This is a genomic window from Streptomyces olivoverticillatus (assembly GCF_014203555.1).
Lineage (GTDB): Bacteria > Actinomycetota > Actinomycetes > Streptomycetales > Streptomycetaceae > Streptomyces > Streptomyces olivoverticillatus.
Window position 1 is genome coordinate 460,418 of sequence record NZ_JACHJH010000003.1, and the last position, 12,562, is coordinate 472,979.

Sequence of the window (12,562 nt, forward strand, 5' to 3'; positions counted from 1 at the left end):
GGCGGATCGCCGTGGCAGGGCCGTCCGCATGAAGATCGAGGGCCACACCTACACGGAGATCGCTGAGGCTCTCGGCTACTCCTCCCGGGGCGCTGTGTACGTCGACGTCAAGCGGGCGCTGGAGAAGCACGTCATCGAGGAAGGGCTGGCGATCGAGGCGTGGCGGGAGCTCGAGCTCGCCAAGCTCGACGCCCTGCAGAAGGCGATCTGGCCCAAGGCCATGGAAGGGGATCCCCGGGCCATCGAAGCTGCGTTGAAAATCCTCGACCGGCGAGCCCGCATGCTCGGCCTCGACAGCGCCATCAAATTGGAGGTGCTGACCGTTGACGCCCTCGACGCCCAGATCCAGCGCCTCGAGGCCGAGCTCGCAGCTGCCGCAGTCACCCCTGCTGACGGCGAAATTGGAGAAGCTCCGCCGCCTCCGGGAACTGCAGGCTGAGAAGCAGCACCGCGAGACTGAACGCCTCCGCAACATCGACGTCTTCGGGATGCTCGGCTACGTCCCCACACCGAAGCAGCAGATCTTCCACGACGCCGCCGAGTTCGACGTCATGTACGGAGGCAGCGCCGGCGGGGGCAAGACGGTCGGGCTTATGGCCGAGGCCATCCGAGCATGCGTCCGTCATCCTGGCATCCGCGTCGGGGCGTTCCGCCGCACCTACGGTGAACTGCGCGAGAGCTTGCTGGCCGAGCTGTCGAACTTCGGCTACGCCAGTGCCCTGGGAGCTTCCTGGAACGGCACCGAGTACGAACTCCGATTCCCCAACGGCTCACTGCTGATGTTCCGGTACGCCGAGTCCGTCAAGGACGCCTCGAGGCGGCAGGGCGGCCAGTACCAGCTGCTCATCTTCGACGAGCGGACCCTCACCCCGCCCGACGTGTGTAGCTTCCTCGAATCCCGATTGCGGTCCGGCCGGTCCGACATCCCGGTCCTCGGAATCCGTTCCGGCACTAATCCCGGTGGCCCCGGTCATGGAGCGGTGAAGGCCCGCTACATCCAGCCCACGAATTACGGTTCGAGCGTTGTCACCGACGAGCGGGGCCGCACGGTACGGTTCATCCCGTCCAAGCTCGCCGACAACCCCCACGTCAACCCCGAATACGCCGCCGACCTCAAGGCGCTGCCTGAAAAGCTCCGGGCGGCTTTCCTCGACGGGGACTGGGATGTGTTCGCCGGCATGATGTTCCCCGAACTGTCCCGTGAACGGCACGTGGTCGACCCCGTCCCGCTGCCCGCGTCGTGGCGGCGATACAACGGGATCGACTGGGGCTACTCGGCGCCGTGGGCCGTACTGTGGGCCGCAGTTGACGAAGACGGCCGTGTGTGGATTTACCGCGAGCTGTACCAACGACATGTCGGCGAAGCCGAGCAGGCGCGCCGTGTCCTCGCCGCAGAAGCCGAGGGTGAATCGGTTGCGGCCCGGTACGCGGACGACGCCATGTGGGCAACGAGAGGCGACGCCAAGCCGATTGCCACGGTGTACGCGGAGAACGGGGTCGCGCTGACCGAGGCGGGTAAGGGCGGCCGGGTAGCGGGATGGCAGCGCGTCCGGTCGTATCTGGCAGAGGCGCCGGCCTGCCCGCACCACCGTGCCCAGGGCTGGGATACCTGCCCGCGCCTGCATATCTTCTCGACCTGCACCGATCTGTACCGGGAGCTGTCGGATCTGCCGCACGCCACCAAGGGGGATCCGGAGGATGCCGACACCACCGCCGACGATCACGCGGCTGATGCCCTGCGCTACACCTTGATCAACCTGGGGAGCGAGCCGCGCTTCCACTTCCCCGCTCCGGCTCCAGCGGTTACCGAGCTCAATCCCCACGCCACCGGCGGCCGGCCCGCTGCTCCGGTGCAGTCCATGGGCGGTTACCCGATCCTGAACGGCGGTGACCCGTGGGCGCTTTGAACTGGCTCCGCGACCGGTTCGGGCGGGGCGCAGTGCGGGAATCCGTCTCCGAGGCGCTGGAGGCGCCCACCACCAAACAGGTCAGGCGTGCAGGTTTCGAGTACGGCATTCCCCTGAATGTCTCCCCGTCATCGCAGGTCGCCTCCACCTCGGAGCGGCAGCAGATCCTCAACCAGCTCCACCAGGCCTACCTGACCTGCATCTGGGTGTCCTCACCCATCGACCTCATCGCCCGGACCGTCACTGCGGGCGGCGTGCAGATTGTCTCCGACGAGGACATCCCCGAGGGGGAAGTCCCGCCGGACCCGCCGCCGATTCAGCGGCTGCGCCGGCTGCTGCGGTTCGTCAACCCCCACGAGGACATGGTCCAGCTGCTGCGCAACGTAGCAACGGATCTGCTGCTTTTCGGGGATGCGTTCCTGGAGACGGTGACGCTGCTGGGCGAACCGGTGGCGCTGTACACGCTGGACGCCACGACGATAACGGTCATCTCCGACGAGCACGGTGAGGTCACCGGCTACCAGCAGGATATCGACGGGATGCGGCAGGCCCGGTTCACTCCGGAGCAGGTCATCCACATTTCCCTCGATGCGCCGCGCGGCGGCCTGTACGGGGTGTCCCCGGCACAGAAAGCGCTGCTGCCCGTCACTGCCTGGCTTTTCTGGGAAGCGACACTGAAGGAGACCGGCCGCAGGGGCGATCCGCCGCGGGTGCACGTCGACCTGGCGCACCTGCAGGACGCGGACGTGCAGCGGTGGCGCGAGCAATACGCGGTGAACAATTTGGGTCCGAAAGCCGTGGGCGCCCCGGTGGTGACCACCGGTGGCGGTGCTGTTCAGGTGCTGGACCCGCGCAAGGTCACGGACTACCTGGACGCCACCCGCCAGCTGCGGGACGAGATCATCGCCTGCTTCGGATGCCCGCCGGCGAAGCTGGGGATTATCGAATCCGGGAATCTCGGATCGGGCTCTGGGGAGTCGCAGGACAAGACGTTCCGCGTCAACACCATCATCCCCATAGCCAACCTGATCCTGGAGAAGCTCAACTACCACCTGCTGCAGGCTGGTTTCGGCATCACCGACTTCCACCTCGAATTCAGTGAGATCGACTACCGCGATTCAAAAATCGTGGAAGAAATCCGGGACATGCGGCTCCGTAACGGTGCCTACACCCTCAACCGCTACCGCGACGAGATCGGCGAGCCCCCCGTCGACGGGGGAGACGACCCGATCATCCTCGACCGGCTGGGCCCCGTTCCTTGGCAGGACGTCCCCGCCCTGTCCCGGGCCACCATCGCCTGGCGCACCGCCCCCCTCACCGCGGCCGGCGTCAACGGATACGTCCCCGGTGTCCCGGACGCCGACCTCGACCCGACACCGGACCCCACCGCCCCCGTCCCGCACAAGCCAGCGCAACCACAGAGTCCGGAGGACAAACCCGGCCTCGCAGGCGACGCGACCCAGGGCGACCCACCGGAGGAGACATGGGACGACGTCTACCGGCGCTGCCTCGACGAAGCCCTCGCCCGCCTGTGACCAGCAGCCCACAGAATCCGCAGGACGTCCTCACGCCCGAACTCGGCACCGGCTTCCACGTCCGCTGGTACAGGCACCACGAAGGCCGGGCCATCGGCCCGTTCGATACGGTCGACGAGCTCACCAGCTACATGACCCGCCACCGGCTGCCACGTCCGGACGAACTCCTGGCACCCGTCGAATAGGAGGGGCGGGAATCATGGACCACGGCCACCCCACCCGGGCGCAGGACGTCGGACCGCTCATCACTAAACAGATCGGCTGACGGCCCGGTGACGGCCAAGGGGGCGGGCGCGTGGCCGATGCGACGATCCAACTCTCCGCCCTGACCGGGATCTGGCGCCCGGTCTACGCCCACCGCCTAGCCCTGCACGCCACCGCCGACACCGTCGTCCTGGCCGCCTGGAGGAAGGACACGCACGGCATCAGCCTCGGTCCGGCTGTCGCCGCCTGGCGACAGGCTGTCGGTGAATCTACCGACACGCAACGGCAGCATCGGCGGCAGGCCGCAGCCGCCGCCGTCCTGGTCGTCCTGGCCGCCCGGTCATGGCGCCGTACCCGACGGGCACTGGCCACCGCCGCCCAGCGGGCCCACCGCGCCGGATGGGCCGCCGGCCACCACCTGGTCACCCAGGACCACGACGACGACACCCCCTACGACACACCGGGCAGCCAGTACGTGCTCGGAGCCCCGGACATGCCCGACGACACCGCGGACGCCACAGCGACGGCCGTCCTGACCGCCGCGCTGAAGACCACAGCCAACCGCGCCGGGCGCGCCATGGCCGACAGCACCAACGACCCGCAGCAGGATGCCGAGGATGCCCTCGAAGCGGGGCTGGACCTGGCGCTTGCCGCCGACGTCGCCGTGTCGGCCGCCTACGGGGCCGGAATGCTCGCCGCCTACCTCGCCGACGCCGACGCAGCCGTCCAATGGCTGACAGCCGGAGACGAACGCGTCTGCGAGACCTGCCTCAGCAACGAAGCCGCCGGCCCCTACAGCCTGCTCGGCGCTCCGACGCTGCCCGCCCATCCCCGCTGCCGCTGCTGTCTGGCCCCTGCCTGAACCGGACCGGAGGACCCCATGCCCATCACCAACCCGGTGTTCACCCCGGTCGATGCCAGCGGCAACGTGATCGGTGCCTCGGGCAGCCCGACCTCGGTGACGGTCACCAACACCGCTGCGGTGAACGTCGCCAACTCGCCCACGGTGTTCACCGTGGTGCAGCCGCCGACCTCCCAGTACACAGAGGCCGTCCAGTCAAGGACGAGCAACGGCAACACCACAGCACAGACGTGGACGAGCAATGTCGCGCAGGTGATCGTCGGCGTGAACGTGACCGCTTTCACCGGCGGTACCAACGTCGTCATCAGCCTCCAGCAGCAGGACGCCAACAGCGTGTGGCAGACGATCGGCTCCTCGGCCGCGATCACCGCGGTCGGCGCTGCCACGTTCTCCGTCGGGGCGGGCATGGCAACCGGGGCAGTGATCGTCTCCGGCGGCTCCTACCGGCTCACCTGGACCCTCACCGGCACGTTCTCGGCGCTGTCGTTCCAACTGTCAGTGCAGGGCAGGTAAGGGCGCATGTATGAGATCCCGCCGAAGCGGCGTGCAGTCCGACGGGCCGTGACCCGCGCGGACGTCGAAGCCGCAGAAGCACAGGCCACGTTCACCACCCGACTGATCGAGGCCATCGAGACTGACCCCGAAGTGCGGGCCGCGGTCCTCCGCCTGGTCGCTGGCGCACGGCGAATGTCCCGCCCCACCACGACCACGCCCATCCGGCGGGGAGGGACTCGCTGATGACCGCCCGGATCGCCACTGTCTCCGGAACGATGCTCACCCCTGGGGTGTCCCGCAACCGCCGTCTGTACACCGCCGAGCTGATCGCCAAGGCGGCGCGGCGGATGAGCGAGCGCATCGCTGACCCCGAGGGGCTGCCGATCGTGATGCGCACCCATCACGAGGCCGGGGACGACTCGCAGCTGATTGTCGGCAGGCTGACCGACGTGAGGGTGGGGGAGGACGGGGCAGCCCGCTACCGCGCCGACCTGTACGACACTGCGCCCGGCCGGGACATCGCCGCTCTGGTCACGGGGAAGGCTCCGGCGCTGCGGTCGGTGTCCATTCACGGTTATTGGCTCGGCCCCGTCCAGCGCGTCCAGCACGAGGGCGAGAGCGTGACCACAGCGGAGGACCTGGAAATCGACGCCGTCGACTTCACGGCCACACCCGGTGTGACCGGAGCGACGGTGACAGCCGCCTCCTACCTGCCGGATGAAGCCCCCGCCACCGAGTCCGCCGGGCGCACGCCGATCAGCGAATCAGTGCAGGCCAGCGTGGAACGCGTCGGCGAGGCAGGGGCGGAAGAGGCGTACTCGGCCAGGCAGAAGCGGGCGATGGCTGCCAAGGGCCAGGCGATGAAGAACCCCAGCGGTGACCCGTCGTACCCCATCAAGACCAAGTCGGACTTGCGCAAGGCCATCCGGGCGGTAGGGCGGGGCGGTGCCGACCACGATGCAATCCGGCGGCACATCATCCAGCGCGCCACGGCGCTCGGCGTCACCTCGATGCTCCCCGACACATGGAACAAGGACGGCTCCATGAAGGAGAACGCCCTCCGGCTTGGGGAGATCCGCGAGTACTACCCCGACGGGCCCGGCGGAGGCGCCGGCTTCTGCATTGACGCCTACAACGGCCCGATCTCCCTGACGATGCGGGCCTGTGGCATCGACCCGGCCGAGCTCCGTGTCATCACCCAAGCCGCCATGACCGCAGCCGTGGACGCCCTCCAGGCCATGGACCCCGACATGGACGCCGACATCGACATCGACGGTGCACCACATGCCGACACCGATGACGACAACAACGGCGGAGCCGCCGTCAGCCTTGATGACGGCACCGAGACCCTCCCTGCAGTCGACGCCCTCACCGAGACCGCCCCGGCCGCAGCCGCCGGGGAGACCACCACCGAAACGGAGTCCGCTGTGAGCGAGACCGCCCCGGCCGCCGACACGGCGACCCCCGACCGCACTCTCACCGACGCCGACATCCGCGCCCTCGGCGCCCTCTTCGGCACCGCCCTGAAGGAGAACCTCGCACCGGTCCTTCAGGCTGTCACCGAGACCACGGCCCATCCGGCGCCGGCCACGGAGACCACTGAGGCACCCGTACAGGACAAGCCCAAGGTCGGTAGGAAGGCCCTCAAGGAGACCGCGGCCGAGCTGCAGGCGTCCTTCGACGCCAAGCTCGCCGAAGCCCTCACCCGGCAGCGCGACGAACTCCGCGAGGAACTCCTCGCCGAACGCGGCCTCCCACCGCGCAAGGGCTACCGCGTGAACGAGTCCGACAAGCGCGACGACGAGCCCCTGACCGGCGACGCTCTGTGGGACCAGCGAGCAAAGGTCTGGGACCAGTTCATCCCCGGCGGAGCCCCGGCACCTGCCACCACCGCCTGACCCCGCTCCGTCCCGGCCCGCGCAACAAGCCCGGCCGACCCCCTCCACCAGCCCCGCCCGGTGTCCCGGCGGGGCTTTCGCATGAGAAGAGGCAGGCTCCATGCCGACCGAACTGCAGGAAGCGCTGACGCTCGCGTCGGCCGTAACCCCCCTGATCCAGAAGCAGATCGACCCGCTGCTCCTGGAATACCAGCGCCGCTACGCACCCCTGCTCGCAGCGATCCCGTCCAAGCAGTGGGGTTCGACCCAGTACTTCTTCAACCGGCGCACCGCCCGCCCCGACGCCGGCGGCGTCATCGACGGCGGCGCCCGCCCGATCGGCAACAGCACCTACGAGCAGGCCGTCTACAACATCAGGCTCCTGCAGGCCGTCGGATCCGTCACCGGCTTCGCCCAGACCGTCACCCGGGATCTCGTCGGAGACCTGCGTCAGCTCGAGATCGACGGCACCGTCCAGTCCCTGATGTGGACCATGGAGTGCGACGCGATCTGGGGCCACGACGGCGCCACCGCCAACGGCCAGTACCCGATCTACTCGGGCCTGGACTACCTCGTGTCCAACTGGAGCGCGGGCACCGGCAGCAACGCGTTCGTCAACGCCCAGGACATCAACGGCAACTTCGCGCTGAAGAACCTCGACGAGCTGATGGACATCGTCGAGTCCAACGCCGCCATGCCCGTCGGCAGCAACTACATGTTCGTGATGTCGCCCCGCATGTGGTCCAACGTCTCCCAGCTCGTCTTCCCCCAGCAGCGCTTCGCCGCCCCGACCGCCACCATCGGCGCCGGCCTGAACGTGCCCACGTACAGGGACGTTCCGATCGTCAAGAGCTCGTTCCTGGCACCGCGGACGTTCCAGATGGGCACCGTGTCGACCGCGACCTCGACCAGTGGCGGCACCCTGGCGGCAGCGACGTACTACTACCAGGTCAGTGCGGTGATCGCCCGGTTCGGCGAGATCCAGGTCTCCACCGAGGTCTCCCAGACCACCACCGGCTCCACCAGCACGGTGACCCTGTCGTTCTCCACGCCGTCGAACATGCCGGACGCCGGCGCCCCCATCCTCTACAAGATCTACCGCGGCACCGCCACCGGCGCCGAGACCCTCGTCGGGGTCGTCGACGCGTTCGACACCACCGGCACCGCCGTCACCAGCATCATCGACAACGGCACAAACCTCCTCACCAACTCCAGCGGAAACACCGGCCCCTCGGCCTACCAGGGCGGCAACGCCGGAGCAAAGCCCCGCGGCGCCGGCCAGGAGGACATCTACCTCGTCCCGCGCGACCAGAACTTCCTCGTCCGGCCCTACACGCGTGACGTCCAGGTCATCCCGCTCGCCCCCACCGTCACCGCACCCGACACACTCCCCTTCGCCCTGGTCAGCGACACCACGCTCGCGGTCCGGGCGCCGAAGTACGTCGGGCGTTTGAGCCGGGCAGTCGCCAACATCTAGCCCGCCTGTCCCAGGGCCCCTGTCGACGGCATGCAGGGGCTGTGAGGCCGGGCGGCACCGTTCGTGGAGGACAGGGTGCTCACTCAGCCGTTGTGTGTGGTCCATCTGTTCAAGGGCAAGGCGAAGCCCGCCGTCACCGGCGTCAAGGGCTACACGGTGTGCCAGAAGCACCTCTCCTTCCAGGACGCCTTCTTCCGCCAGTGGGAGATCGTCCAGGACCCGAAGCAGGACCCGAAGAAGGGATAGAGCCCATGTGGCTCCGCAAGACACGCCTGGTCCCCGGAAGCGCCCCCGGGGGCTACGAGTGGAACCACCCTGAGGATGCTGTCGAGGTCCCCGACGACCTCGGCCTGGACCTCGTGGAGATTCCCGGTGCCGGATTCGAGGAGGTACCCGCCCCTGCCGCAGGAGGAGAGGATCGGCCGCCGGCCGCCGATGCTGGCGGTGTGACCGAGGCGCCGACGAGACGCCGCAGCCCTCGGAAGTCCGGCCTTTCCGGCACATCCGAGATCGCCGAGTAGGCCTGGGCTGACTGGACAGAGGGGGTGACGGCGGATGCCTGCCGATTCCCCAATCCCGCTGGCGTCGGTCGGCGCGTTCACAGAGGGCCCGTTCGCCAACCTCGTCTCCGGGTTCAGTACGCAGGCCATAACAAACCTGATGTTGCAGGCGACCCGGGCTTGTGAGTCGGCGTGTGACCGCCGTCTGACGCTGTTCACGAACGTCGTGGAGACCCAGCGTGCAGACAGTCTGGATGTGGAGGATGCTCTCGACTCCTACGTCCCGCTCGATCCCACCAGCCAGCTGGGTTTCTCGCGGGCCCAGTCACTTGGCTCCACGCTGCTGGTGCGGCATTGCTGGCTGCGGGAGTTCCCGGCCCGCTATCCGGAGTTGTGGACCGGGTCCATCGCGAGCATCTACTTGTACCGGTCCTTCTCCGGGCAGCAGGCGGTTGCCGCGTCGACGCTCCAGTTCGAGCCGGACACCGGCCATGTCCGCTTCCAGCTCGGCACGTTCGTGCCGCCTGGCACGACGATCCAGGTGACGTACTCCGGCGGCTACAGCACGGTGCCGGCGGATCTGGTGCAGGCGTGCCAGTACATGGCCGCCAGCATGGCGGTGAAGCAGTTGGACCCGGTCGACGGGCGTAGTGGCCATGATCCGGATGCGTTGCGGGCGGACGCGCTGGAGATGCTCGCCCCCTACACCCGGCGGTGACTCATGGTCGGGCCCTCCCGTCAGGGCGTGCATCGCCGAGGGCATCCATTGTCGGCGGCAGCCCGCGCGAACATCGCGGCGCGGCTGCGCGGCCGGCATCATCCGCACCGGGGCCACCGTCTGTCGGCTTCCGCGCGCGCCAAGCTGAGCCGGGCCCTGAAAGGCAAGCACTATCCGCATCGCGGGCACCCGCTGTCCACGGCGGCCCATGCCGCTAGCCGCCGGCCTCGGGCTCACCCTGCGCGGGTGCGGGCCCGTACACAGCACTCCACGGACCCCAACAGCACGCACCGCACGCATCGCACGGCCCCCCAGCGCGCCCATGCCCAGCGCCCTGGGCGACCACGCCGGGCGAGCCACCCGGCCAGTCTCCGGCATCACGGCCGGGTCGGCACGCACCTCGGGGTCAGCCGTCACCAGCGCACCACCCGCGTCGGAGGCCGCCACCGCAGGGGCCATCCCGCCTACCGCGCCCGTCGGCGCAGAAGCCGGAGGCGCCGATGAGCACAGCCGACGCCGTGGACCGTGAGGTCGCGTGGCTGACATCGTCCGGGGACGGCCTGCCTGCGCTGCTCACGAGCGCAGGTGGCCCGTGGGGCAACATCCAGGCGTACCAGCCCAGGACACCTGGCAGGCGCAGTACCAACATCTTCGTTCTGCGCCGTCAGATCCACGAGAAGCGCTTCGCGAACGTCCGCCGGATGCCGACCTACGAGTTCGCCCTCAAATTGATCTGGCCGCTCACCTCGGGGCAAGGCATCGCAGAGGCCGACCAAAGGGCCTTCGATGCCGCGGTCGACAAGATCCTGACCCGTATCGGCGGACTCACGGGCGACAAGAGCCATGGCGGCAGGTTCCGGTCCGTGGCAGAGAACCCGGAGTACGTGACCGTCAGGTTCACCGATCCCGAGCAGACCATGCCGCCCGAGGCCGAATTCCGGGCCGAGATCACATATTTCGCGGACGACATCGAAATCACCGGCTGACCTGCCCTCTTCTGCATTCTTCTCTTCGGCCCCTGCCTGCGCGGGGGCCTTCTGCATGTCCGGAGGCCCCCGTGCTCCAGCGCAACCCCCATCCCTACGCGCTGGACGTGCCGGACATTCCGGCAACCGTCCAGCCCGGCGCCACCGTCGACTGGCCGCGCCTGATCGCCGGATTCGAACCCGTCGCTGACGCATCACCGGCCTCCGAGCTGGATGCCGCGAAGTCTCCGAGGAAGAAGAGCGCGCCGACGGCTGCCGCGGCTGGTGAGGAGTCCACGTCATGACCCAGATCTCCCGCCTTGCCACCCTCGGCCTCGCCAAGGAAGCGGTCGCCGGCACCTGGCTCGCACCGACGGTGGGCATTCCATTCCTCAAGGGCGACTACGAGGACATGTACACCGAGATCAAGGACGAGTCCATCCGGGGCAACGACACGGTGCTGCAGGGCATGTACCAGGGCGTCGTTCACGCTGAATGGCAGCTCGACGTGATGGCATACCCCGATCTGATCGGCCACTTCCTGTGCGGTGTGATCGGCCCGGACGTGGTGACGGCGGGCGTCTCCACGACACTGTCCGCCTCGACCATTGTGGGCGCCACCTCGATCTCGACAGCGGCGACGATCCCCGCTGGCTCCATCATCGCGATCGACACCGGCACCAAACTGGAGTACGCGACGACGGGCACGCCCACTGGGTCCGGCCCGTACACGATCCCGATCACGGTCCCGGCGACGGGCCTGACCCAGGCACATAACTCGGCTGTCACCGTCGTCAGCCAGACGACGCACACCTTCAAGCAGTCCACCACCGCTCTGCCGACGTACAGCCTGACCCTGTACGACACGACACAGACGGTGTCCTGCTCGTACTGCCGCTGCTCCGACCTGCAAATGAAGATCGACCCGAAGGGCGCGGTGTCTCTGGCGGTCAAATACGTCAGCTTCCCTAGCGTCACGCAGACCCTGCAGACGGAGACGTTCTCCACCTACGACCCGCTGCTCGGCTGGTCCTGGAACATGACCAACGGCGGCGCCGCCTCCACCCGCGGTCTGACCTACGACGTGACCGTCAAGCGCGCCACCGAAGCCATCGCCTCGTCTGACGGCACCCAGGCACCCCGGGAGGTGTTCGCCGGCCCCATCGAAGTCGACGGCACCTACAAAGCGATTTTCGAGAACCAGCTCGACATGCAGCTGTACCTGAACTACACGCAGACCGCGGCCACCGCGAGCCTGCAGCAGCCTGTGCCGCGCGGCGGCCAGTCCCTGTCGCTGACGATGTCCAAGTCCGGCTGGTACAAGGGCAAGCGCGACCTCAGCAGTCCTTACGTGCAGGCCGATTTCAGCCTCTCCGGGATCTACAACACCACCGATGGCGGCGCCGTCCAGGCTGTTCTGAAGAACTTCCAGGCATCAGCCTACTGATGATCGACTCCCCGGCCGGGTTGCGCGTGAGGGCGTCGTACCCGGCCGGGGCCTACGCCCTCAATGCCCCACCGCAAGGAGACCCCCGCCCATGCCCGGTTACACGAACCGTGTGATCTTGCTCGAATTCCCCCAGCTCGGCGACAAGGTCTCCGTGCTGCTGCGCAATCCGGTACTCCTGCCGCCCGGGGAGCTCACCCCGGACGACGTGGCTACGGACGCGGACGGGAAACCCGTCGACACCCAGGCCGCCAACACCGCGATGTACAAGGTCATGGCAGGCTTGATCGTCGCGTGGCACGTGTACGACGCCAGTGCGACCGGGGTTCCGGTGGCCATTGACCTCGACGCGGATGACCTCACCGCCCAGCTCGCTGCCTTCGAGACCGCCGAGCAGGTACGCCTGGTCGAGATCACTCCGGAGAACGTCGCGAAGCTGCCGATGGCGATTATCAACCGGATCGGTGAGGAGATCGGCCGGGTCGCGGACCCTTCCTAGGCCCCGGCTCCGAGTACTACGAGGATGTGCTGCTGCCCGTCGAGTCAATCCTTGATGGCACCTGGGCCTCCGACGG

General features: G+C 68.2%; 14 protein-coding genes. All 14 read left to right on the forward strand.

The features are described from left to right. The first annotated feature begins 28 nt into the window (after positions 1 to 28). A complete protein-coding gene (locus FHS39_RS12725; protein ID WP_184349414.1) occupies positions 29 to 439 on the forward strand; it encodes a hypothetical protein in 411 nt (136 codons plus the stop codon). Continuing rightward, positions 402 to 1,907 carry a terminase large subunit domain-containing protein gene (locus tag FHS39_RS12730; RefSeq protein WP_184349416.1) on the forward strand — a complete coding sequence of 502 codons (1,506 nt, stop codon included), beginning with the start codon at positions 402 to 404 and terminating at the stop codon, positions 1,905 to 1,907. Before FHS39_RS12725 ends, FHS39_RS12730 begins: the two co-directional genes overlap by 38 nt. Then, positions 1,904 to 3,442: a phage portal protein gene (locus FHS39_RS12735; RefSeq protein ID WP_184349418.1), complete on the forward strand. Its 1,539-nt coding sequence runs from the start codon at positions 1,904 to 1,906 to the stop codon at positions 3,440 to 3,442. The genes FHS39_RS12730 and FHS39_RS12735 overlap by 4 nt, the downstream gene beginning before the upstream one ends. Then, positions 3,439 to 3,627 carry a hypothetical protein gene (locus tag FHS39_RS12740; RefSeq protein ID WP_184349420.1) on the forward strand — a complete coding sequence of 63 codons (189 nt, stop codon included), beginning with the start codon at positions 3,439 to 3,441 and terminating at the stop codon, positions 3,625 to 3,627. The genes FHS39_RS12735 and FHS39_RS12740 overlap by 4 nt, the downstream gene beginning before the upstream one ends. A 110-nt stretch (positions 3,628 to 3,737) precedes the next feature. After that, the gene (locus FHS39_RS12745) at positions 3,738 to 4,508 is read left to right on the forward strand and encodes a hypothetical protein (protein WP_184349422.1); all 771 of its coding nucleotides are present in this window, start codon (positions 3,738 to 3,740) and stop codon (positions 4,506 to 4,508) included. A gap of 18 nt (positions 4,509 to 4,526) precedes the next feature. Beyond that, positions 4,527 to 5,021, forward strand: coding sequence for a hypothetical protein (locus tag FHS39_RS12750; RefSeq protein ID WP_184349424.1), 495 nt, complete (start codon positions 4,527 to 4,529; stop codon positions 5,019 to 5,021). Positions 5,022 to 5,245: 224 nt separating this feature from the next. Further along, positions 5,246 to 6,901, forward strand: a complete 1,656-nt coding sequence (locus FHS39_RS12755) for a DUF4258 domain-containing protein (protein WP_184349426.1) — start codon at positions 5,246 to 5,248, stop codon at positions 6,899 to 6,901. Positions 6,902 to 7,001: 100 nt separating this feature from the next. Beyond that, positions 7,002 to 8,357 (forward strand): hypothetical protein, encoded by a 1,356-nt coding sequence (locus FHS39_RS12760; RefSeq protein ID WP_184349428.1) that lies wholly within the window; start codon positions 7,002 to 7,004, stop codon positions 8,355 to 8,357. A 75-nt stretch (positions 8,358 to 8,432) separates the two neighbouring features. Beyond that, positions 8,433 to 8,603 carry a hypothetical protein gene (locus tag FHS39_RS12765; RefSeq protein WP_184349429.1) on the forward strand — a complete coding sequence of 57 codons (171 nt, stop codon included), beginning with the start codon at positions 8,433 to 8,435 and terminating at the stop codon, positions 8,601 to 8,603. Positions 8,604 to 8,912: 309 nt separating this feature from the next. Then, the gene (locus FHS39_RS12770; RefSeq protein ID WP_184349431.1) at positions 8,913 to 9,575 is read left to right on the forward strand and encodes a hypothetical protein; all 663 of its coding nucleotides are present in this window, start codon (positions 8,913 to 8,915) and stop codon (positions 9,573 to 9,575) included. A gap of 500 nt (positions 9,576 to 10,075) precedes the next feature. Further along, positions 10,076 to 10,561, forward strand: coding sequence for a hypothetical protein (locus FHS39_RS12775; RefSeq protein WP_184349433.1), 486 nt, complete (start codon positions 10,076 to 10,078; stop codon positions 10,559 to 10,561). Positions 10,562 to 10,632: 71 nt separating this feature from the next. Further along, positions 10,633 to 10,845 (forward strand): hypothetical protein, encoded by a 213-nt coding sequence (locus FHS39_RS12780; protein ID WP_184349434.1) that lies wholly within the window; start codon positions 10,633 to 10,635, stop codon positions 10,843 to 10,845. Then, positions 10,842 to 11,987 carry a phage tail tube protein gene (locus FHS39_RS12785; protein ID WP_184349436.1) on the forward strand — a complete coding sequence of 382 codons (1,146 nt, stop codon included), beginning with the start codon at positions 10,842 to 10,844 and terminating at the stop codon, positions 11,985 to 11,987. Before FHS39_RS12780 ends, FHS39_RS12785 begins: the two co-directional genes overlap by 4 nt. 91 nt (positions 11,988 to 12,078) lie before the next feature. Beyond that, on the forward strand, positions 12,079 to 12,486 hold the full coding sequence (locus FHS39_RS12790) for a hypothetical protein (protein ID WP_184349438.1): 408 nt from the start codon (positions 12,079 to 12,081) through the stop codon (positions 12,484 to 12,486). The last annotated feature ends 76 nt before the right edge of the window (positions 12,487 to 12,562 follow it).

What these genes read in the sequence shown, in the direction of transcription:
- FHS39_RS12725 (WP_184349414.1), top strand. Translation starts at nt 29, where the DNA reads ATGAAGATCGAGGGCCACACCTACACGGAGATCGCTGAGGCTCTCGGC.
- FHS39_RS12750 (WP_184349424.1), top strand. Translation starts at nt 4,527, where the DNA reads ATGCCCATCACCAACCCGGTGTTCACCCCGGTCGATGCCAGCGGCAAC.
- FHS39_RS12755 (WP_184349426.1), top strand. Translation starts at nt 5,246, where the DNA reads ATGACCGCCCGGATCGCCACTGTCTCCGGAACGATGCTCACCCCTGGG.
- FHS39_RS12760 (WP_184349428.1), top strand. Translation starts at nt 7,002, where the DNA reads ATGCCGACCGAACTGCAGGAAGCGCTGACGCTCGCGTCGGCCGTAACC.
- FHS39_RS12770 (WP_184349431.1), top strand. Translation starts at nt 8,913, where the DNA reads ATGCCTGCCGATTCCCCAATCCCGCTGGCGTCGGTCGGCGCGTTCACA.
- FHS39_RS12775 (WP_184349433.1), top strand. Translation starts at nt 10,076, where the DNA reads ATGAGCACAGCCGACGCCGTGGACCGTGAGGTCGCGTGGCTGACATCG.
- FHS39_RS12785 (WP_184349436.1), top strand. Translation starts at nt 10,842, where the DNA reads ATGACCCAGATCTCCCGCCTTGCCACCCTCGGCCTCGCCAAGGAAGCG.
- FHS39_RS12790 (WP_184349438.1), top strand. Translation starts at nt 12,079, where the DNA reads ATGCCCGGTTACACGAACCGTGTGATCTTGCTCGAATTCCCCCAGCTC.